At 68.0% G+C, this 18,734-nt stretch carries 19 protein-coding genes; 5 read left to right on the forward strand and 14 right to left on the reverse strand.

The window, feature by feature from the left end; all coding sequences use genetic code 11:
* Nucleotides 1-73: 73 nt before the first annotated feature.
* Both IEY14_RS12215 and IEY14_RS12220 read right to left on the reverse strand, forming a co-directional pair.
* Nucleotides 74-301, reverse strand: a complete 228-nt coding sequence (locus tag IEY14_RS12215) for a hypothetical protein (protein WP_188908789.1) — start codon at nt 299-301, stop codon at nt 74-76.
* A gap of 256 nt (nt 302-557) precedes the next feature.
* On the reverse strand, nt 558-767 hold the full coding sequence (locus IEY14_RS12220) for a cold-shock protein (RefSeq protein ID WP_188908790.1): 210 nt from the start codon (nt 765-767) through the stop codon (nt 558-560).
* A 441-nt stretch (nt 768-1,208) separates the two neighbouring features.
* Here IEY14_RS12220 and IEY14_RS12225 point away from each other — a divergent pair, with 441 nt between their 5' ends.
* Together IEY14_RS12225 and IEY14_RS12230 are read left to right on the forward strand one after the other, a co-directional pair.
* Nucleotides 1,209-1,445, forward strand: a complete 237-nt coding sequence (locus IEY14_RS12225) for a hypothetical protein (protein WP_188908793.1) — start codon at nt 1,209-1,211, stop codon at nt 1,443-1,445.
* 116 nt (nt 1,446-1,561) lie between these two features.
* A complete protein-coding gene (locus IEY14_RS12230; RefSeq protein ID WP_188908795.1) occupies nt 1,562-1,954 on the forward strand; it encodes a YkvA family protein in 393 nt (130 codons plus the stop codon).
* Between the two features lie 75 nt (nt 1,955-2,029).
* Here the strand turns inward: IEY14_RS12230 and IEY14_RS12235 are convergent, their stop codons facing one another.
* Nucleotides 2,030-2,875, reverse strand: a complete 846-nt coding sequence (locus IEY14_RS12235) for an oxidoreductase (RefSeq protein ID WP_188908796.1) — start codon at nt 2,873-2,875, stop codon at nt 2,030-2,032.
* An 88-nt stretch (nt 2,876-2,963) separates the two neighbouring features.
* On the opposite strand from IEY14_RS12235, the gene IEY14_RS12240 reads away from it, so the two are divergent.
* The gene (locus tag IEY14_RS12240; protein WP_188908798.1) at nt 2,964-3,533 is read left to right on the forward strand and encodes a TetR/AcrR family transcriptional regulator; all 570 of its coding nucleotides are present in this window, start codon (nt 2,964-2,966) and stop codon (nt 3,531-3,533) included.
* A gap of 96 nt (nt 3,534-3,629) precedes the next feature.
* On the opposite strand, the gene IEY14_RS12245 is transcribed toward IEY14_RS12240, so the two are convergent.
* Complete coding sequence (locus tag IEY14_RS12245; protein WP_188908800.1) at nt 3,630-4,202, reverse strand: TetR/AcrR family transcriptional regulator; 573 nt, start codon at nt 4,200-4,202, stop codon at nt 3,630-3,632.
* Nucleotides 4,203-4,324: 122 nt separating this feature from the next.
* Here IEY14_RS12245 and IEY14_RS12250 point away from each other — a divergent pair, with 122 nt between their 5' ends.
* Nucleotides 4,325-4,888, forward strand: a complete 564-nt coding sequence (locus IEY14_RS12250; RefSeq protein ID WP_188908802.1) for a DUF308 domain-containing protein — start codon at nt 4,325-4,327, stop codon at nt 4,886-4,888.
* Nucleotides 4,889-4,961: 73 nt separating this feature from the next.
* Here the strand turns inward: IEY14_RS12250 and IEY14_RS12255 are convergent, their stop codons facing one another.
* A complete protein-coding gene (locus IEY14_RS12255; RefSeq protein ID WP_188908804.1) occupies nt 4,962-6,116 on the reverse strand; it encodes a citrate synthase in 1,155 nt (384 codons plus the stop codon).
* Nucleotides 6,117-6,200: 84 nt separating this feature from the next.
* Between IEY14_RS12255 and IEY14_RS12260 the strand changes: the two genes are divergently transcribed.
* On the forward strand, nt 6,201-7,268 hold the full coding sequence (locus IEY14_RS12260) for a citrate synthase/methylcitrate synthase (RefSeq protein WP_188909250.1): 1,068 nt from the start codon (nt 6,201-6,203) through the stop codon (nt 7,266-7,268).
* 15 nt (nt 7,269-7,283) lie between these two features.
* Here the strand turns inward: IEY14_RS12260 and IEY14_RS12265 are convergent, their stop codons facing one another.
* From IEY14_RS12265 to IEY14_RS12305, 9 genes are all read right to left on the reverse strand, one after another.
* Nucleotides 7,284-10,085: a PAS domain-containing protein gene (locus IEY14_RS12265; protein ID WP_188908806.1), complete on the reverse strand. Its 2,802-nt coding sequence runs from the start codon at nt 10,083-10,085 to the stop codon at nt 7,284-7,286.
* 197 nt (nt 10,086-10,282) lie between these two features.
* Nucleotides 10,283-11,683: a sensor histidine kinase gene (locus IEY14_RS12270; protein WP_188908808.1), complete on the reverse strand. Its 1,401-nt coding sequence runs from the start codon at nt 11,681-11,683 to the stop codon at nt 10,283-10,285.
* The gene (locus IEY14_RS12275) at nt 11,670-12,347 is read right to left on the reverse strand and encodes a winged helix-turn-helix domain-containing protein (protein ID WP_188908810.1); all 678 of its coding nucleotides are present in this window, start codon (nt 12,345-12,347) and stop codon (nt 11,670-11,672) included. The genes IEY14_RS12270 and IEY14_RS12275 overlap by 14 nt, the downstream gene beginning before the upstream one ends.
* Nucleotides 12,348-12,504: 157 nt before the next feature.
* Nucleotides 12,505-13,299, reverse strand: coding sequence for a glycosyltransferase family 2 protein (locus IEY14_RS12280; protein WP_188908811.1), 795 nt, complete (start codon nt 13,297-13,299; stop codon nt 12,505-12,507).
* 453 nt (nt 13,300-13,752) lie between these two features.
* Nucleotides 13,753-14,517, reverse strand: coding sequence for a DeoR/GlpR family DNA-binding transcription regulator (locus IEY14_RS12285; RefSeq protein WP_188908813.1), 765 nt, complete (start codon nt 14,515-14,517; stop codon nt 13,753-13,755).
* 69 nt (nt 14,518-14,586) lie between these two features.
* Complete coding sequence (locus tag IEY14_RS12290) at nt 14,587-15,402, reverse strand: ABC transporter permease (protein WP_188908814.1); 816 nt, start codon at nt 15,400-15,402, stop codon at nt 14,587-14,589.
* Between the two features lie 7 nt (nt 15,403-15,409).
* A complete protein-coding gene (locus tag IEY14_RS12295) occupies nt 15,410-16,333 on the reverse strand; it encodes an ABC transporter permease (protein ID WP_244639455.1) in 924 nt (307 codons plus the stop codon).
* On the reverse strand, nt 16,330-17,406 hold the full coding sequence (locus IEY14_RS12300) for an ABC transporter ATP-binding protein (RefSeq protein ID WP_188908816.1): 1,077 nt from the start codon (nt 17,404-17,406) through the stop codon (nt 16,330-16,332). Before IEY14_RS12300 ends, IEY14_RS12295 begins: the two co-directional genes overlap by 4 nt.
* Before the next feature lie 38 nt (nt 17,407-17,444).
* Entirely contained in the window at nt 17,445-18,584 is a 1,140-nt protein-coding gene (locus IEY14_RS12305) for an ABC transporter substrate-binding protein (RefSeq protein ID WP_188908817.1), read from the reverse strand.
* Between the last annotated feature and the right edge of the window lie 150 nt (nt 18,585-18,734).

An 18,734-nucleotide genomic window follows, 5' to 3' on the forward strand; every position in this document is an offset into this window, starting at 1 on the left:
TTGTCTCTGGTTCGGTCGGGCATGCCGGCGCAGGTGCCCGCGGCTCGCGGAAACCGATCGCCGGCGTCCGAAACTATCGGCGAATGAGGCGCGTGGCGGCCGAGGGGCGCATCGGCTTCGCGCGCTCGGGTCTGACGACCCCGTCGCGCTCCATCCGCAGCGCCTTCAGGCGGGCGGTCTTCTCGTCGTTGGCCTTGGCCTCCGCACTCACGAGGAGCGCGGCCAGGCCTTCGCCCGTCGTGTCGGGCTGCGGACGAAAATGCCGCTCCGCCAGATCGCGGAGATGAGAATTGCTGTGCATGAATGACTTTCGTTCGCCGGCGTTTCGCTCGACCACGGAAGGGTGGGAGTGCCGGCTGGATTTTCCGGCTCCGACAGTCGGAAACCGGGATCGCCGTGGATGGCGAGAGGAAGATGATGCCGCACCGGTTTGGCGCGGCATCCGTCCATCGAGCTTCGCCCCGCCAGTACATCCGTGGTCGGCGCGAAGACGATGGAATTTCAGAGCGTGACCGAGCCCGCCTCGACGACGAGCCACGGTCGGACGCTTGTCAGGCTCAGGCGGCCTGGAGATTGTCGGCCGACTGCTTGCCGGTGCGCCGATCGGCGACGAGGTCGTAGGAGACCTTCTGACCATCGTTCAGGGTCGTCAGACCCGCGCGCTCGACCGCGCTGATATGGACGAAGGCATCCGGACCGCCATTGTCCGGCTGAATGAAGCCGAAGCCCTTCTGGGCGTTGAACCACTTCACGGTTCCCATAATCATCGGGAGACCTTTCTCACGCATAGGTATATCGTCGGCGCGCACGAGTTGCGAACCGCTCAAATCGAACAAAAGGTGGGAAGACAGAAGAACAAGCACCATTCCGATGGTGCGAGGCCAAATGATCCGGCCGAATATCGATTTCTACAACATATGGACATGGCTCGTCATATGCAAGGACCGGAAGGAATTCATTTTGGTTTCATGGAAGAGAGCTGACGACGGCGGGAGGGATTTCGAGGCGACGCTTCGTGATCGGGACCGCCGCGCGAAATCGTCCTCGCTCCGCACGTCGTCCGGGAGCGGCCGTCGATCCGACGTCGTCGCGACGACGCGCGTCGATCCGGCAGGCGGCTGACCATTAGCGGGCGACCGGTGTCGGACCGGATCGGGACCGTCGCGTTAACGGATGGACGGAGCCCGACCCGCGAAGGGATCAAGTCGATGAAGTCGCTCGTCCTCGCTCTCTGGCTGGTGCATTCCTGGTATCCGCTCGAATGCTGCAGCGATCAGGATTGTCATCCGCTGGCCGAGGCCGAGAAGGTCGACGGCGGATATCGGGCGGAGGGCATCTTCTATCCTTCCGCCATCGTGAAGCCCTCGCCCGACAACCGCTTCCATGCCTGCTACGCACCGAAGACAAAGAAGGCCCTCTGCTTCTTCGCGCCGCTGGCCGTCTGACAGGCGCCGTGTCGAAGGACCGATCCGGACGGACGGCGTTCGATCGACGGAAGAGGTATGGGTGAGGCGTCTTGGCCTTCACGCCCGCCTAACCGCTGCCGGCTATCCTCGGCGCCATGACCGGTTGGCTCTCTTCGGCGAAACGCTGGGCGCGTGCGATCAAGCGCGACGTCGTGGCGCTCTGGATCGCCGCGCGCGATCCCCGGACGCCTGCCGCGGCCCGGATCGTCGCCGCCATCGTCGCCGCCTATGCGCTTTCGCCAGTCGATCTCATTCCCGATTTCATTCCGGTCCTCGGCTATCTGGACGACCTCCTGATCGTGCCGCTCGGCATCCTATGGGCGGTGCGCCTGATTCCCGCGCCGCTGATGGAGGAGTTCCGCGCCCGGGCGGTTCGGCGGACGGACCGTCCGACGAGCCGCGCCGGACTGATCGCCATCGTCGCGATCTGGCTGGCGGCCGCGATCGCGGCCGCGCTTCTGGCCTGGAGCCGTCTCGCGGCCCGATGACGGCGGTCCGCCGAGATCGTGGCCGTGACGGGACCGGGCGGGCGAGAGCGTCGGGCACGCCCGTCCCGTCACCGATCAGGCGGCGAAACCGGTGGAGCGCGAAACGCCGTCCCAGGCGGCGAGCTCGGCCCGCATGGCCTCCAGCTTCCGCGTGACCAGCCCCAGCGCATCCTCGCCGAGGAACAGCCGTGTCGGCGGGTCTTCGGCCGCGACCAGCGCCAGCAGCACCTCTGCGGCCCTGGCCGGATCGCCCGGCTGATGGCCGCTCTTCGCCTGCCGCGCCGCGCGAATCGGATCGATGACGGCATCGTAATCCGCGATGCTGCGCGGCGTGCGGTCCATCGACCGGCCGGCCCAGTCGGTGCGGAACTGGCCGGGCGCGAGCGCCGTGACCCGGACCCCGAAGCCGGCGACTTCCTTGCCGAGCGCTTCCGAAATGCCTTCCAGCGCGAATTTCGAACCGCAGTAGAAGGCGATCCCCGGCATGGTGATGAAGCCGCCCATCGAGGTGACATTCACGATATGCCCGGACCGGCGCGCGCGCATGCCCGGCAGCACCGCCTTCATCATCGCCACCGGCCCGAACACATTGGCCGCGAACTGGCGCTGGAGGTCGTCCATCGACGATTCCTCCACCGCGCCTTCATGGCCATAGCCGGCATTGTTCACGAGGACGTCGATCGCGCCGACCCGCCGCTCGACCTCGGCCAGCGCGTCCGGGACCGCATCGTAATCGGTCACGTCGAGCACGATCGGATGGGCACGCCCGGGCGCGAGCGCGGCGAAGAGCTCGGCATCGCCGGCGCGCCGCACCGTGCCGATCACCCGGTGGCCGGCCTCCAGGGCGCCGATGGCGAAGGCGCGTCCAAGCCCGGAACTGACGCCGGTGATGAGAAATGTCTTGGCTGCATCGGCGACCATGATCAAACTTCCTTCGATCGTTTGTTTATATCATGATATAGATAATGGCATGGCGGATCGCAAGACGAGATCGAAGGGAACGGATCCCATGCCGGCCAGCCGAGGCGAGCCGGTGCGCCAGCGCGTCATCGACGCGGCGGAACGATTGCTGCGCGACGGCAAGGCCGACTTCTCGATGCGCGATCTGGCCGCCGGGGCGGGCGTCAGCTTCGCCACGCCCTTCAACCAGTTCGGCAGCAAGGCGGCGATCATGCACGCCCTTTCGCAACGGCGGATCGAGGCGATGACCCGGCGGCTCGCCGGATCGCCGGTGCCGCCGGACGCGGCGGGGCGCATCTTCCTCGCCGTCGACATCGCGGCGGCCGTGATGTGCGAGGAGCCGGCGGTCAACCGGACCGTCATGTCCTGGATCGGGACCGCCGGGCCGACGCCCGGCCGGGCCTGGGAGCGTTCGACCGCTCTCTGGGCTCTCGCGCTCGGCGCGGGCGAGGGGCTGGCGCAGTCGCGACGGGACGAGGCGCTGCGCCGTCTGCCCGGTCAACTCGCCTTCGCCTTTCGCGGTGTCCTGTCCTTCTGGACCGCGGGCGAATTGCCGGATGACGAGCTGGCCCCGAAGGCCCGCGACATCGCCGGCACGTTGCTGCTCGGCTATTCCTGAGGACGGTGCGACAGCGCGCGGGACAGAACGCGGCGAAGGAAACCGGCGCAGCTGTCGCGACGCGCGGGTATCATCGGCCCCCGGGCGAGCGATAGGTCAGGCGCGCAGCCGTTCGGCCGGCGGCGTGACGATGGCCTGAAAAAGCTCGGGATCGCCGAAGGCGCGGGCCGACAGGAGCGCGCCGTGGACGGTCGCCATCAAGACCTGGGCCTCCTCTTCGGCCTTGCCCGACAGGCGCAGCGAGCCCTGTTCCGCTCCCGCCGCCAGGGTCGCGGCCAGCCATTCGACCAAGGCCTGAAAGTGGAGGCGAACCTCGGCGGCGACGGATGCCGGCAGCGAGGGCAGCTCGCTGGCCAGCATGGCACAGACGCAGAAGGGCTGCGTCGCGTCCTGAACGCATTTGCGCCAATAGCCGAGATAGGCATCGAGCTGCGCGGCCGGCCCCGCGACATGCCGTCGGATGGCCGAAAGGCCGGCTTGCGTCTGACCGACATAGCGGCGGACCAGGGCCGCGACGAGGTCCGCCTTCGTCGGATAGTGATGGTGAATGCTGGCTTTGCGGATGCCGACGACCGCCGCGATGTCGGCATAGCTGAAGCCATGATAGCCGCCGGCGATCAGCAGCGACTGCGTCACGTCGAGGATGCGGTCGGCGGTCGAGGTTTCCATGGGGCAGGGCCTAGCTTTCGAAGGCGAGGAGGACAAGGGGCGTGGAACCGGTTCTCGCGCCGACGGGTTGACGGCTCAAAATCTACCAACTAGTAGGTAGATACTTCAAGAAAGGTCAACCAATGCCATCGTCATTTCCCTCGCAGTCCCACTGGCTGCGGTCCTATTACTACGCCCGGACGGTCTTCTCGGTCGCTTGGGTGGCGGGCGCCATCTTGGCGGCCGACAATGCCTTTGCCGTGGCGCTTCTCCTGGTGCTCTATCCAGCGTGGGACGCCGTCGCGAACTTCGTCGATGCGCGGGTCAGCGGCGGTCTGGCCGCGAACAGGAGCCAGAGCCTGAACGTCATCGCCAGCGCCCTGACAGCGGTCGTCGTCGCGCTCGCGATCCTGCGGGACATGCACTCGGTTCTCGCCGTCTTCGGCATCTGGGCCGGACTGTCGGGCCTTGCTCAACTCGTCACGGGCTTACGGCGCAGGCGCTCCGAAGGCGCCCAATGGGCGATGATCCTGAGCGGAGGCCAGTCCGTCCTCGCCGGCGCGCACATGATCCAGAAATCGCTCGGCGCGGCGGCGCCCTCGATCACCGACATCGCTCCCTATGCCGCCTTCGGCGCCTTCTACTTCCTGCTATCCGCCCTGTGGTTGACCGTCGCCGCCTTCCGCGGATCGGGTAAGGTCGCGTGACGAGCGGCCATTCCAGGGGCGGCGCGCCGATGCCGCCCCGGTCGGCGCGGTCCGTGCGGCACCGAGAGGCTTCTCACGGGCTCGCGGCCTCGTCCGGTCGCGGCCCGACATAACGCGCCCGGGGGCGGATCAGGCGTCCCGTCTGCACCTGCTCGAGCGCATGGGCGATCCAACCGGTGCAGCGGGCCGTGGCGAAGATCTGGAACGGCGCGTCCTCGGGGAGGGCGAGCCCCGTCGTGAGCGCGGTCAGCGCGTAGTCGATATTCGGCCGCTGGCCGCTCGCCGCCTCGACCGCCCGGCGGAGGTCCTCGAAATCCTGCGGCGGCGCGAAGGCGGACAGAAGCGCCCGCGCCCTCGGATCGCCGTCCGGATAGAGCGGATGGCCGAAGCCGGTGAGGGCGAGCCCATCCGCCAGCCGATCCCGCACCGCCGTCTCCGCGCCCTTGCGACGCGCCTCGTCCAGGAAGCCGCGCAGGCGGCCGGCGATGCCGCCATGCAGGGGGCCGGACAAAGCGGCGAGCCCCGCCAGCGCGCAGGCGGCGAGCGAGGCGCGGGTCGAGGCCGTCACGCGCACCGCGAAGGTCGAGGCGTTCAATTCGTGGTCGGCGAGAAGCACGAGGCTACGCCGGAGAAGATCGGCGCCCTCAAGGTCGCAGCTCCAGGCTTGCGCCAGCCGCGCATGGATCGGGCCGGTGCCGGGCCCGCCCGCCACGGCGTCGACGAGGAGGTCGAGCACGGACGCGGCTTCGAGATAGAGCGAGCGCGCCGTGCGCGCGCCCATCACGCCGTCGCTCGCCGCCTTCGCGGCCAAGGCGCCGAACATGCGCTGCTTCGCCGAACCCGCCGGCACTGGAAGATGCAGGGGCGGGAAGGGCGCCTCGCCGCAGGCCCAGAGGAGACGGGCGACATCCTCCAGGCGCGCCGTCTCGGCCAGCACGGCGGCGTCGTGCCCGCGATAGCAGAGCCGTCCCCCGGCAACCGTGGTGATCGCCGAGGCGAGGACCGGCTCGCCCCAGTCGATCGCATCCTCGGCGATGGCGGCATCGCGTCGCCCGCGCGCCTTGCGGTGCTCCAGGCGCATCACATCCGCCGCCCGGTAGAGGCTCCGCCGTGGATCGGCCTCGTCCGGCCGTGCCTCGATCCGCCCGCGGCTGGCATAGGCGTAGAGCGTCTGCGGCTTGAGGCCGAGCCGAAGCATCACGTCGCGAGCCGTCAGCCATTCGCTCATCGGACGTTGATTATATGTTTCAAGATTGATCGTCATCCCGATCCTGCCCATCGATTGCGCGAAGACGCAAGGGAGCAGACGATGATGACGGACGGTCTCGACGGCGTGGTGGCGGCCTCCACCATTCTTTCCGATGTGGACGGCGCGGCGGGACGCCTGGTGATCCGGGGTCGTTCGCTCGACGAACTGGCAGGCCGGACGAGCGTCGAAGAGGCGACGGCGCTGCTTTTCGACGGCTTCTTCGACGACAGGCCGTCCGGCGGCGAGTGGCGCGCGCATCTAGGCCAGGCGAGGCACGCGGTCTTCGCGGAAGTCGCGGCGTTGGATGAGCGGCTGATCCGCCATGGGCCGCTCGAAGCCGTGCGCGCGCTGGTCGCGCGGCTGGCGGATGGCGAGGATCTCGCGACCGCCCTGCGCCTCGTCGCGGCCCCGGCGGTGTTTCTGCCGTCTTATCTACGGCTGCGCGCCGGCCATGCGCCGGTGGCGCCCGATGCCTCGCTCGGCCATGCGGCGGACGTCATGCGCATGCTGCGCGGCCAGCCGGCGTCGAGCGTGGAGGCGGCCGCCCTCGAAACCTATCTCGTCACGGTCTGCGACCATGGTCTCAACGCCTCGACCTTCGCCGCCCGCGTCGTCGCCTCGACGCAGGCCGGGCTCACATCGGCGGTGCTGGCGGGTCTCGGGGCCCTGAAAGGCCCGCTGCATGGCGGAGCGCCCGGTCCGGTGCTGACGATGCTGAACGATATCGGCGAGGCCGGCGACGCGCGCGCCTGGCTGGAAGCGGCGCTGGCGCGGGGCGAGCGCCTGATGGGATTCGGCCATCGCATCTACCGCGTCCGCGATCCGCGCGCGGACGCCCTGAAGCGCGCCCTCGCGACGCTCGGCGTCGAAGCGGGACGGCTTGCCCAGGCGGAGCAGGTGGAGGCGGCGGCGCTCGCGGTCCTCAAGGATCACAAGCCGGGCCGGAGGCTGGAGACGAATGTCGAATTCTACACCGCCGTTCTTCTGGACGCCCTCGGCTTTCCGGCCGACAGCCTGACCTGCGTCTTCGCCATGGGGCGCAGCGTCGGCTGGCTGGCGCATGCGCGCGAACAGGCGACGAGCGGCAGGCTGATCCGCCCGCAATCGCGCTATGTCGGCCCCGCGAGCTAGGCGCCGGCCTTCGGGCTAGATCTTGGGCTGATCGGCCGTGACCGGCATGTCGATGACGCAATGGATGCCATCCGCGCCGAAGACATAGCTCGTCCGCGCCTTCAGCTGATAGGGCAAAGCCTTCTCGATCAGCTGGCGACCGAAGCCGCCGCCCTTCGCCGCCATGTCGCCCGTCGGCATGTCGGGCACGCCGCTCTCGCGCCAGTCGACCAGCAGGCGCCGGCCGCCGCTTTCGCTCCGCACCTGCCAGCGGATCGTCAGATGTCCGACATCGGACGCCAGCGCCCCGTATTTGACGGCATTGGTCGCGAGCTCGTGCAGCGCGAGGGCGAAGGTCTGGACGGTCGTCGAGCGCAACCGCACGCCGGTCGGCCCCTCGAGCGTCAGCTGGCGCGCCGCGCCGTTCTGCAGAAGGCCATGGGCCGAGAGTTCGGCGCGCAGGAGTTCGTCGAAGGTGATCTTCTCGCCGCTCTCCAGTCGCGACAGGAGGCCGTTGACGCGGGACAGCGCGCCCAACCGGTCGCGGATGCTGGTGCGGAACTCGTCGGCGGAGGACGAGGCTTCGAGCGTCCGCTCGACCAGCGAGCGGACGACGCCGATGAGGTTGCGGGTGCGATGCTGGACCTCGTGGATCAGGACCATCTGCCGGTCGAGCAGCTCGCGCTTCTCCGTCGTGTCGATCATGGCGCCGACCATGCGGATTGGGCGGCCCTCCTCGTCGTAGAAGAACTTGCCGCGCGCCGCGCACCAGTGGATCGCGCCGTCCGGAAGGAGGGTGCGGAACTCATGGACATATTCGGTCCGGCTGTCCCTGGCGCTCCGCAGCGCGGCCTCCGTCGCCTCGCGATCGTCGGGATGGAGCCTGCTGGCCCAGGCCTCGTAGCTCGGCACGACCTCGCCAACCGCATAGCCCTCCATGCGGAAATGCTCGTCCGACCAGTGGATGCGCTCGGCCACCATGTCCCAGTCCCACAGCCCCACCCTGCCGACCTCGACAGCACTTCGCAAGCGTTCCTCGCTCGCTCGGAGCGCCTCCTCGATCCGTTTCAGCTCGGTCGCGTCATGGCCGACGCCGCCGATGCTGGTGACGACGCCATAGTCGTCGCGGATCGGGAAATCGGTGTTGCGCAGCCAGCGCACCTCCCCATCCGGCCGCCGGATCCGGTAGTCGAAGCTCGTCCGCTCGCCGGCACGGACCCGGCGAATGGCGGCGAGCGCCTCGCCGCGATCGGCCGGCTCGACCAGCTCGACCCAGCGCCGGAAGTCGTTGCCATGGAGCGCCGCCTCGCGGCCGATGCCGTAGATCGTCTCGAAGGCCGGCGTCAGATAGGTCCATTGCAGCGTTTCGGCATCGCGAATCCAGAGGACATCCGTCGAGGCTTCGCCGAACTGGCGCAGCCGCTCCCTGCTCGTGCGCAGCGCCTCCTGCGTCTCCTTCTGCTCGGTGATGTCGAGATGAGCGCCCACGAGACGCGTCGGCCTGCCGTTTCCGTCCCGCTCGATATCGGCACGGGCATGGATCCACCGTATCGCGCCATCGCTCGGCCGGACGATGCGATACTCGCTCTCATAGCCGCTTCCGCCGCCCTCCAGGGCCGCGAACAGGGTACGCTCCGCCGCCTCGCGATCGTCAGGATGCACGCGTGCCCGCCACTGCGCGTGGGTCTCTTCCGAGCCGGTCGCCGACAGGCCGTGAAGCCGCAGATATTCCGGCGAGCGCTTGCTGCGCAGCCCATTGGCGATGTCGATATCGAGACCGCCCACCTCGCCGATGCGTTGGACCCGCGCGAGGTCGAGTTCGCGTTGCCGGAGCAGGGCCTCGGCGCGCGCGCGCTCGATCGCGGTCCAGGTCCGCGCGGCGACTTCCTCGACCAGCTCGATCTCCGCCGGCTCGAAGACATGGGGACTGGCGTAGTTGACGCCGAGAAAGGCGACGAGGCGGCCCTGCTTCAAGACGGGCACGTTGAGCGAGGCGGCGACGCCCGCCTCGGCGAGCCGTCGCTTCTGAGTGCCGTCGAGCGTCGCGTCGGCCTGGATGTCCGGTTGGATGCGCAGGCGCCCGGATTGCAGCTGGTCGAGAATGTCGGGTCCATAGGCTTCGTATCGGAACTCGCCGACGATCTCCTGCGTGCCGTCCACGAAATTCGGCGCGACCGCGAATGTCGCATCCTTCGGCCGGTGCTCGGCATAGGCGACACGGTTCGCGCCGAGATGCCGTCCGAGCATGGTCGTCGAGGTCGTGCGGATCTCGTCCGCCTCGCCAAGGGCCCGAATGGCGTCGCTGAGTTGCAGGAGAAAGGCCTGACGCCTCTCGCTCTGCCGGAGCATGCCGAGGCTGAGCACCTTCGCGGTGGTCTCGGTGGCGATCGACAGGAAGCCCGCGACCTCTCCGCTCGCCTCGCGCAGCGGCGTCCAGGAATAGGTGAAGTAGCTCGGCTCGTCCTCGCCGCGACCGGCGAGCCGCACCGGCTGGTCCTCGAGATAATGCGCCTCGCCGGCCATCGTCCGCGTGACGATCGGCTCGTAGTCGGTCCAGACCTCGGCGAAGACCTCTCGAAACGACCTGCCGAGGCTCGCCGGATGTTTCGCCCCCAGAATCGGGACGATGCAATCGTTGTAGAGCGAGACGGTCTCCGGCCCCCAGCCGAGGAAGACGGGCTGGCGAGCGGCGACCATGAACCCGACGACGGTGCGGAGGGTGGGCGACCATTCGGCGATCGGTCCGAGCGAGGTCTGCGACCAGTCGAAGGCGCGGATGCGTTCGGCCATCTCGCCGTCGCCCGGCAGCCAGGATCGGAAGACGCTTTCGCTATCCATGCATTCATTGGACATGACGCCGTTGCCCGCCGAAAGCCTGATGTTGATGCCAACCTAAGGAGCCCTGCCATCGACATCTGTCGAACAGCCTCCGAAGCCCTGACAGAACCTGTGGGTGGAGGAGGGGCTCTTCGCCGCCGTCAGGCTCGGGACGCCGAAGATCTGCGAGCGACGGACGGGCGGGACCGCCGGCCGGATCAATCGGCGGGCGTGGGGAAGGCCACGCGGATCAGGAGGCCGGGATCGTTGCCGAGGGCTTCGATCCGGGCCTCGTGGAGGTCCGCGATCGCGGCGGCCATGGCGAGGCCCAGGCCGTTGCCCGGCGTCGTGCGGCTGCGATCCTGCCGGTACAGCCGGCGAAAGATCCTCGCATGTTCGCCGTCCGGCACGCCGAGGCCGTCATCGGCGAGTTCCGCCTCGATCGTCCCGCCGGCGCGGCTGGCGCGGAGCGTCAATCGCGTCGCGGTCGCGGCATGCGTCAGCGCGTTTTCGATGAGATTGGCGAAGAGCTGCTGGAGAAGGTCCCGGTCGCCGTCCACGCTGAGATCATCGGCGACGACGAGTTCGAACCGCAGTCCCGCATCTTCGGCGACCGTATCGTAGATGTCGTGGAGTTGCGTCAGGAGTTGCCCCAGATCGAGCCGCGCGAAGCGCGAGCGGCGGGCGCCGGCCTCGATCTGCGCGATGCGCAGGAGGGCGTTGAAGGTCTCGATGATCGTGTCCGCCTCGGCGGTCGCGTCCGCCACGGCCTCCTGAAGGACCCGGACATCGCCCGCCTGGCGCGCGGCGCCGTCGAGGCGCTGGCGCAATCGGGCGAGCGGCGTGCGCAGATCGTGCGCGATATCGTCGGAGACCTGCTTCAGGCTCTCCATCAGGGCTTCGACGCGCTCCAGCATCCGATTGATGTCGCTGGACAGGCGGTCGAGCTCGTCGCCGCGGCCGAGCACCGGCAGCCGCTGGTCGAAGCGTCCGCCGGCGATCGTGCGCATCGTCGCGGCGATGGCATCGACCCGCCGGGTCGGCCCGCTGCTGACGGCGAAGCCGCCGATCAGCGCCAAGAGGGCGGTGAGGCCGCTGCCCCATTTCAGCGCGTCGAGGACGATCTCCTGAAACTCGCCGAGCAGATAGGAATTGCGCGCGATCATCAGCCGCTCGCCGTCCGGAAGGACGAGGCCGAGCGAGAACAGATGGACCTTATGCTCGTAATTGGTGTCGGAGGCTTCGCGCAGCGCCTCGCTGGAGGCAATCAGCTTCGGCTTCGGCTTCTGCTCGGACCAGCCCTCGCGCCAGAGCTCGCCGGGCAGATTGCCGGCGATGACGCCGCCGCCCGCGTCGAGGAGCAGATAGAACTGATCCGTGGCGGCCGCCATCGTGCGCTCGGCGACGGCGGCCCGCAGGGCGGCGCCGCCCTTCGCCGCCTCCGCCCCGAGCAGCCGTTCCAAATCCTCCGCGATCGTGGAGCGGATCACCGCCGCGACCTCGGAGCGCGCCGCCATGTAGACGGCGCCGAAGATCGCCAGCACCGAGACGAGGAAGAACACGGCATAGCCGACCCCCAGGCGGAAGGAGGTCGTGCGCAGGCGGTCAGGCAGGCGCATTCAGGCAATAGCCGGCGCCTCGGATCGTGCGGATCATCTCCTTGTCGAAGGGCTTGTCGATCTTGGTCCGCAGGCGGCTCATATGGGTCTCGACGATATTCGTCTGAGGATCGAAATGCAGCTCCCAGACCCGTTCCAGGAGCATGGTGCGGGTCAGGATCCGTCCGCGATTGCGCATCAGATATTCGAGCAGGCGGAACTCGCGCGGCTGGAGCTCGATCGCCTGGCCGGCGCGCATCGCGCCGCGCGTCAGGAGATTGAGTTCGAGGTCGCCGACGCGCAGCACCGTCTCCTCGCGCCGGCTCGGCGCGCGCCGCCCGAGCGCGTGGACGCGCGCCAGGAGCTCGGAAAAGGCGAAGGGCTTCAGGAGATAGTCGTCGGCTCCGGCCTCCAGGCCCTCGACGCGGTCGTCGACACCGCCGAGGGAGGTGAGGAACAGGACGGGCACGTCCTTGCGGGCCGAACGCAGCGCCCGCACCAGCGACAGACCGTCGAGGCCGGGCAGCATCCGGTCGACGATCAGCACCTCGTAATCGCGCGTGCAGGCGAGTTCCATCCCGCCCGGGCCGGTCGCCGCGTGGTCGACATCGTGGCCTTCCTCGCGCAACCCGTCGCAGACATAGTCCGCCGTCTGGCGGTCGTCCTCGATCACGAGCAGCTTCAAGTCGCCCCCATCGTCTGCGCGCCGCCGCCGGCGGCACGGTCCGGCACCGCGCGCCGGACCAGCGGCGCCGAACGGATGGCGGCTGCCGCAGGGTGACGGATATCGATCGCGGCCTGCCTAGCCGTCGGCGCGCCGTCTGCCAAGAGGGGCGCCGCGCTCAGGCCGCCAGACGCGGCTGGTCGGACGCGGCGCCGGGAGGGCAGAGGTCCGGGGACGCGTGCCAGACGGACCGGCCGGCGACTATTCTCTTCTCGATGCCGCGCGCCGCGCGCCAGTCTCGGCCGATATCCTCGATGTAATAAGCGCCCATCTCGCCGAGGATCAGGTTGCGATAGGGCGCGACGAAGGCTTCGAGAACCGGATTGAGCCCCCGGCAGAACTGCTTCTCCGGATCGAATTGCGGATCCATCCGCCGCGCGGCGGCGCGGGCGAAATCGCCGCGCAGGAACGAGGGACCGGTGAGGAAGTTCGGCATCCGGACCTTGAAGGGCAGGGCGACGCCGAGCATCCGGCGGCTGCGCTTGATGTAGCAGAACGGCCCCTTGCCCGGAATGTCCCAGTTCTTGTTGGCATGGTTGAAGCTGACCTGGCCGACCGCCGCGTCCGCGAAGCGCGGCAGGATGTCATCTGGCGCGACCGTCCGGCCGAGCAGCCAGTCGTCCTCCAGATGCAGGATCAGCTCCGTGCGGCTGTTCAGCCAGGTCCGCGCGACCGCCGCGGCGAAGCCGCTTGCCTTCGGGCAATAGATCTCCGCATCGGGGTCCAGGTCGCGCAGGATCCGCGCGCAATCCTCGCCTTCGTCGAAGGAGCCGAAGACCGGATCGATATTGGCGATGACGCGACGGATGCGGAAATGGCGGAAGAGGCCCGCCTCGAAGGAGGCCAGCGTCCGCGACAGCACATCCGGCCGCCGGGCGGCGGTGATGCAGACATCGATCTCGGGCAGGATCATTCGCCGGACCTTCGGGTTCCCGCTCCGGCCGGGCTCGTCCAGCGCCCGCCGAAACCCATCCGCCGGATCGGCGGGCCGAGCTATCCCGGCGCCGGAGATCCTGCCTCCGGCATCTTGGGGGCACGTGTCCGGAACTATAATCTTTCGTATGGAAACGAGCCGGAACACCCGGCACGGCCTTTCGATCGCCGTGTCCGTCCCGCATGCCGGGCCACCGCCGACCCTCGTCGGCACCGGCACTCCCGCGCCGGCGCGACGCCGGAGCCCGAGGAACGGGAAGGGGCTTCCGCTCCGTCCGCCTTCCGGCGTATGGTTGCAGGCGTGCTGTGAACGACCCGGCATTAATCCATATGGATCATCATCTTACGCATGGTTGCATAAGTTTCATTATGGAACTTTAACGTCGTATCGAGCCTATATGGCAGCGCTGCGCCAACCCATATTATGGAAGGTTCAACTGGTGAGCGTCAGTCGCACCCCACTCGCCCGAATCTCGGCCGCGAGGTCGTCGGCCGGCGGGCGATCCGTCACGAGATGGCCGATCTTCGGCCAGGGCGCGTAGCGCGACGGGAAGATCAGGCCGAATTTCGAGTGATCGGCGACGACCATCGTCGCGGCGGCGCGCCGTGTCATGGCGGTATAGATCGCGCCGCATTCGATCAGGGCTTCGGTCGGCCCTTCTTCCATCAGGCCGCTCGCGCCGAGAATGGCGAAATCGGCACGGAAGCTTTCGAGGAAGGCCACGGCATGGGCGCCGACGATCGCCCCCTCCAGCGCGTGATATTCGCCCGGGAGCATCACGACCTTGATCGTCGGATTGATGGCCAGCACCGTCGCGACACCGAACGAATGGGTGATCACGGTGACGTTCTTCATCTCGGTCGCGATGCGGCGGGCGACGTGGACGGTGGTGGAGCCGGAGCCGATCATCAACGTATGGGCGCCGGCGAGCGGCCCCATGGCGGCGCGCGCGATACGCTGGCGCTCCTCCTGGAACAGGAGATGGCGCTCGGTCACCGAGGGCTCGGAACTCAAGGGGCGCGTCGCGCCTCCATAGGTTCGATTGAGAAGCCCCTGATCGGTCAGCTCGTCGAGGTCGCGCCGGATCGTCTCCGTCGACACCGACAGGATGCGCGCGAGTTCGGCGACGCGAAGGCTCGGCTGGCCGTCCAGCTCGGCCAGGATGCGCGACTGGCGGCGCGATTTCGACGACGCCATGATGATCCCGGCTCCCCCGTTCGCCCGGCGATTGCGATAGGACGATCGCCCGGAGCAGGCAAGCGCCCCTCAACCGGACGAATGGGCCGCCGCGCGCCGCCGGAGCAGGAGCGTCCCGACCCCGCCGGCGAGGAGGACGAAGGCGGCGGCAAGCGTCGCCATCGTGCCAAGGGCCGGCACCATCGGCGTATAGCCCGCGACCATCTTCGAATAGAGCCATTTCGGCACGGTGGAATCGGCGCCCGCCGTATAGAGCGACAGCGGAAAATTGCCCCAGGAGAGAAGGAAGGCGAAGAGCGCGCCCGACCAGATCCCCGGCCAGAGGATCGGCAGCGTGATCTCCCGCAGGATGAACAGGCGCGAGGCGCCGAGATCGCCGGCCGCCTCTTCCAGCACCGGATCGAAGCCATAGACCTGAATGGCGATGACCAGCGTGACGACCGGGACGATCCAGACGAGATGGGCGATCACCACGGTCTTCCAGCTGGGATCGATGCCGAGCGCGTTGAACCAGAGAAGCAGCGCGAGGCCGAGCACCGGCTGGGGAAAGAAGATCGGCAGGAGGATCAGCTTCTGGAACAGGCGCCGGCCCTTCCAGTCGTAGCGGGCGAAGGCGAGCGCGCCGAAGAAGGCGAAGGCGACCGAGATCGCCGTCACCAGAAAGGCGACGAGGAGGGAGGTCCGCACCAGCTCGTGGATTTCCAGCGACGCCCAGGTCCGGTCCCACCATTCCAGGGAGAATGCGCGCACCGGAAAGGCGAAGTAGCGGCCGCGGGACAGGCCGGCCAGCGCCCCGCAGAGGATCGGCAGATAGACGGCGAAGAGGACGAGCCCCGTCCAGACGCCGACGAACAGATGGCGGCGCGAGCTTGCGATCGAGTTCATGGCCCCCTCACCGCCGTCCGAGGATCGTGTCGAGATCGAGCCGGCCCATGACGAAGAGCGACAGACCACTGACGAGAACGACCAGGATCAGCGCCAGCGCCGCGCCGAGCGGCCAGTTCTGCGCATAGGTGAAAGCCACCTCGATATCCTGCGCGATCGTGATGACCGACTGGCCGCCCAGCACCTTGGACTCGGCGACCGCGCCGGCCGACAGGACGAAGGTCAGAAGCATGCCGATGAGGATGCCAGGCATGGCGAGCGGCAATTCGACCTCGCGCCAGATCATCAGGCGGGATGCGCCGAGATCGCGCGCCGCGTCGACGAGATCGCGAGGCACCATGGCGAGGCCGAGCGTCATCGGGAAAAGCATGAAAGGCAGGTAGACATAGACCATGCCGAAGAGCGTCGCGCCCGGTTTGAAGAGAACCTCCGGCACGGTGCCGAGACCGAGCCAGCTCAGCGTGCCGTCGAGCACGCCGTTCTTGATGAAGAACAGCACCCAGCCGAAGAGCCGGACATTCTCCGAGACGAAGAGCGGAAAGACGAAGAGCACGCTGACGAAGCCGGCGGCGCGGCCGAAAACGCAGGTGAGCCCATGGGCGATCGGATAGGCGACGATCGCGAGGATCGCGACCGTAACGGCGGCAAAACCAAGCGACCAGGCGAAGGATGTCCAGACCGTATTGGCCGGATCGACGATCGCGCGGAAATTGGCGAGGGTGAAGGAGCGGAAGGCATCGTAGCTGCGCGGCGTCGCGAAGGCATAGGCCGCGACCGTGACGAGCGGGGCGAGGAAGCCGAGCGCCAGCAGGACGAGAACGGGAAGAGCGGCGCGCGGACCCGCGCCGAGGCGGAAGCGGCGGAACGATGCGCCCTCCTCCCGCGCTTCGGCGATGGCAGGTCGGGCGGCCGAATCCATGGCGACGCTCATCGCGCCACCACGATCGCGTCGGCGGCGTCCCAGCCGATCCGCACCGTGGCGCCCGTCGGCGCCGTGCCGCCGGCCGGCGCCTCGACGAGGAAGGTGCGTTGCGCGGCGTGGACTCGGTACTGGATGCGCGAGCCCAACGAATAGCGGTTCCGCACCTCGCCGGAGAGGACGTTCTCGGCGCTCGCGGCCTCGCCGACGAAGCGCATGGCCTCCGGGCGCACGACCAGCGCCGCCGTCTCGCCGAAGCGGTCGGCCGCCGGATCGACGGCGAGGCGCCCGGTCTCTGCCGCCGCCCAGCCGCCGGCTTCGCGATGGATGTCGAGAACGTTCACTTCGCCGAAGAACTCGGCGACGAAGCGGTTCGTCGGCCGACCGTAGATCTCGTCGGGCGTGCCGATCTGCGCGATGCGCCCGGACTGCATGACGGCGATCCGGTCCGACATGACCATGGCCTCCTCCAGACTATGCGTGATGTAGACGAAGGTCTTGCCGCTCTCCCGGTGAAGCTCCTTCAATTCCTTTTCGAGGATCTTCTTCAGCTTGTAGTCGAGCGCCGAGAGCGGCTCGTCGAAGAAGAGTACGTCGGGATCGTAGGCGAAGGCGCGGGCGAGCGCCACGCGCTGGCGCTCGCCGCCCGAGCAGCGCGTGACGTTGCGGCCGTAATAGCCTTCCGGCAGGCGGACCATCCGCAGGAGTTCGAGTGCGCGGGCCTTGCGCTCGGCCGGCGGCATCTTTCGGACCTTCAGCGGAAACTCGATATTCTCCCCGACGCTTTTGTGCGGGAAGAGCGCAAGCGACTGGAAGACGAGGCAGGTGGGACGCCGGTCGGGCGGCACGTCGTTCATCAGGACGCCGCGCAGCGTGATATTGCCCTCGCTCGGCCGTTCCAAGCCCGCCAGCATGCGCAGCAGCGTGGTCTTGCCGGAGCCCGAGGGGCCGACGATCGTCAGGAACTCGCCCTCGCGGATATCGAGGTCGATGCCGTCGACGGCGGGCACGTCGGAAAAGATCTTGCGGACGCCGACGAGCTGGAGAACAGGCCGCGCGACCGGCTCGGCAGGGTTCGGATTCATGACATGGCTCCCGGATCGAACGACGGAACGAGACGTCCTCAGCTGCGCTGCCGTTTGGCGTTCAGCATCAGATCCAGCGCCTTATCGTAGTCCGGGACGATGTCGTACTCGGCCGAGCGGGCCATCTCCTCTTCCAGCGTGTCCCACTGGATGGCGTCGAGCTCGTCCTTGGTGAAGAGCGCGAAGCATTTCGGATCACCCATCTGGGCGACGGGATTGAAGGTCCCTTCGGCGAAGGCGACGCGATGGGCGACCTCGGGCTTCTGCACGTATTTGAGGAAGTCGGTCGCCAGCGGCGAAAGCTCGGGATTGTTGACGGTCGAGGTGATCTCGATCCAGGCGATGCCGCCCTTGCCGGCGATCGGCCCCTTCAGCGGCGTGACGGCGCGCATCTCCGGATAGCCGTCGGCGCGGGCGGGTGAGACGGAATAGGTGCCGCCGGTGAGATGCAGGTCGATCTCGCCGGAAACGAGCGCCTGGTTCATGGTGGCGGCATCGCCGACGAGCTTGGCGCCCTTGAAGACGCGCAGCGCCGTCGCCTCGAACTTCGCCATCTCCTCGAGCCCGTGCTCCTTGAAGGGATCGATGCCGGCGACCATGAAGATGTTGAAGACGTTCCAGTCGTCCGATTCGAGAATGCCGTAGCGCCCGGCCATCGCCGGGTCGTTGAACAGGTCCCAGCCCTGTTCCTCGGCCGACGCCTTCGACACCTTATTGGTGTTGACGACGAAGCTGTATGGCCCGAAGCGCTGCGCCATGCCGAGAAGCTCGGAGCCGTTTTCGCTCATCGCCCAGCGATAGGGCGGCTTGAACGCCGGCAGCATGGAGTCGAAGAAGGGCTCGAATTCGGCGCGCGGCAAGGGCTTGATGAGCCCGGCCGGGGCCATGATCTTGCGCGCCCAGGGATTGTTGACGTTGATGAGATCCCAGATCCGCGTCTCGCCGGCGCGCAGGCGATTGATCATGGTCGGATCGTTGGTCAGGCTCTCGGCCTTGACCGTGGCGCTCGTCTCCGAGCGGAAGGGGTCGAGGACCTGCGCGGAATTGTAGCCTTCCCAGCAGAGAATGTTCAGTTCGCCCGTCCGCGCGGCGAAGGCGGCGCCGACCTCGGCGAACGGAGCGGCGGCGGCCGCGGCGCCGATCATCTTGAGAACGGAACGTCTGGAAAGCGCGGTCATCGCTCTACCCCTCGATCTGTCGCGGCCTATCCGTCGATGTGGGGAGACTGTCGAATTATTGTGGCACTTGCAACATGAAAATGGCGCGACTAGCATCGCTCGCGCGCAGATGGATGAATTGCGTAAGATTTCAGCAGATCGCCGAAGCGC

Origin of the sequence: Aureimonas endophytica, assembly GCF_014642635.1 — a bacterium.
GTDB classification, from domain to species: Bacteria; Pseudomonadota; Alphaproteobacteria; order Rhizobiales; family Rhizobiaceae; genus Plantimonas; species Plantimonas endophytica.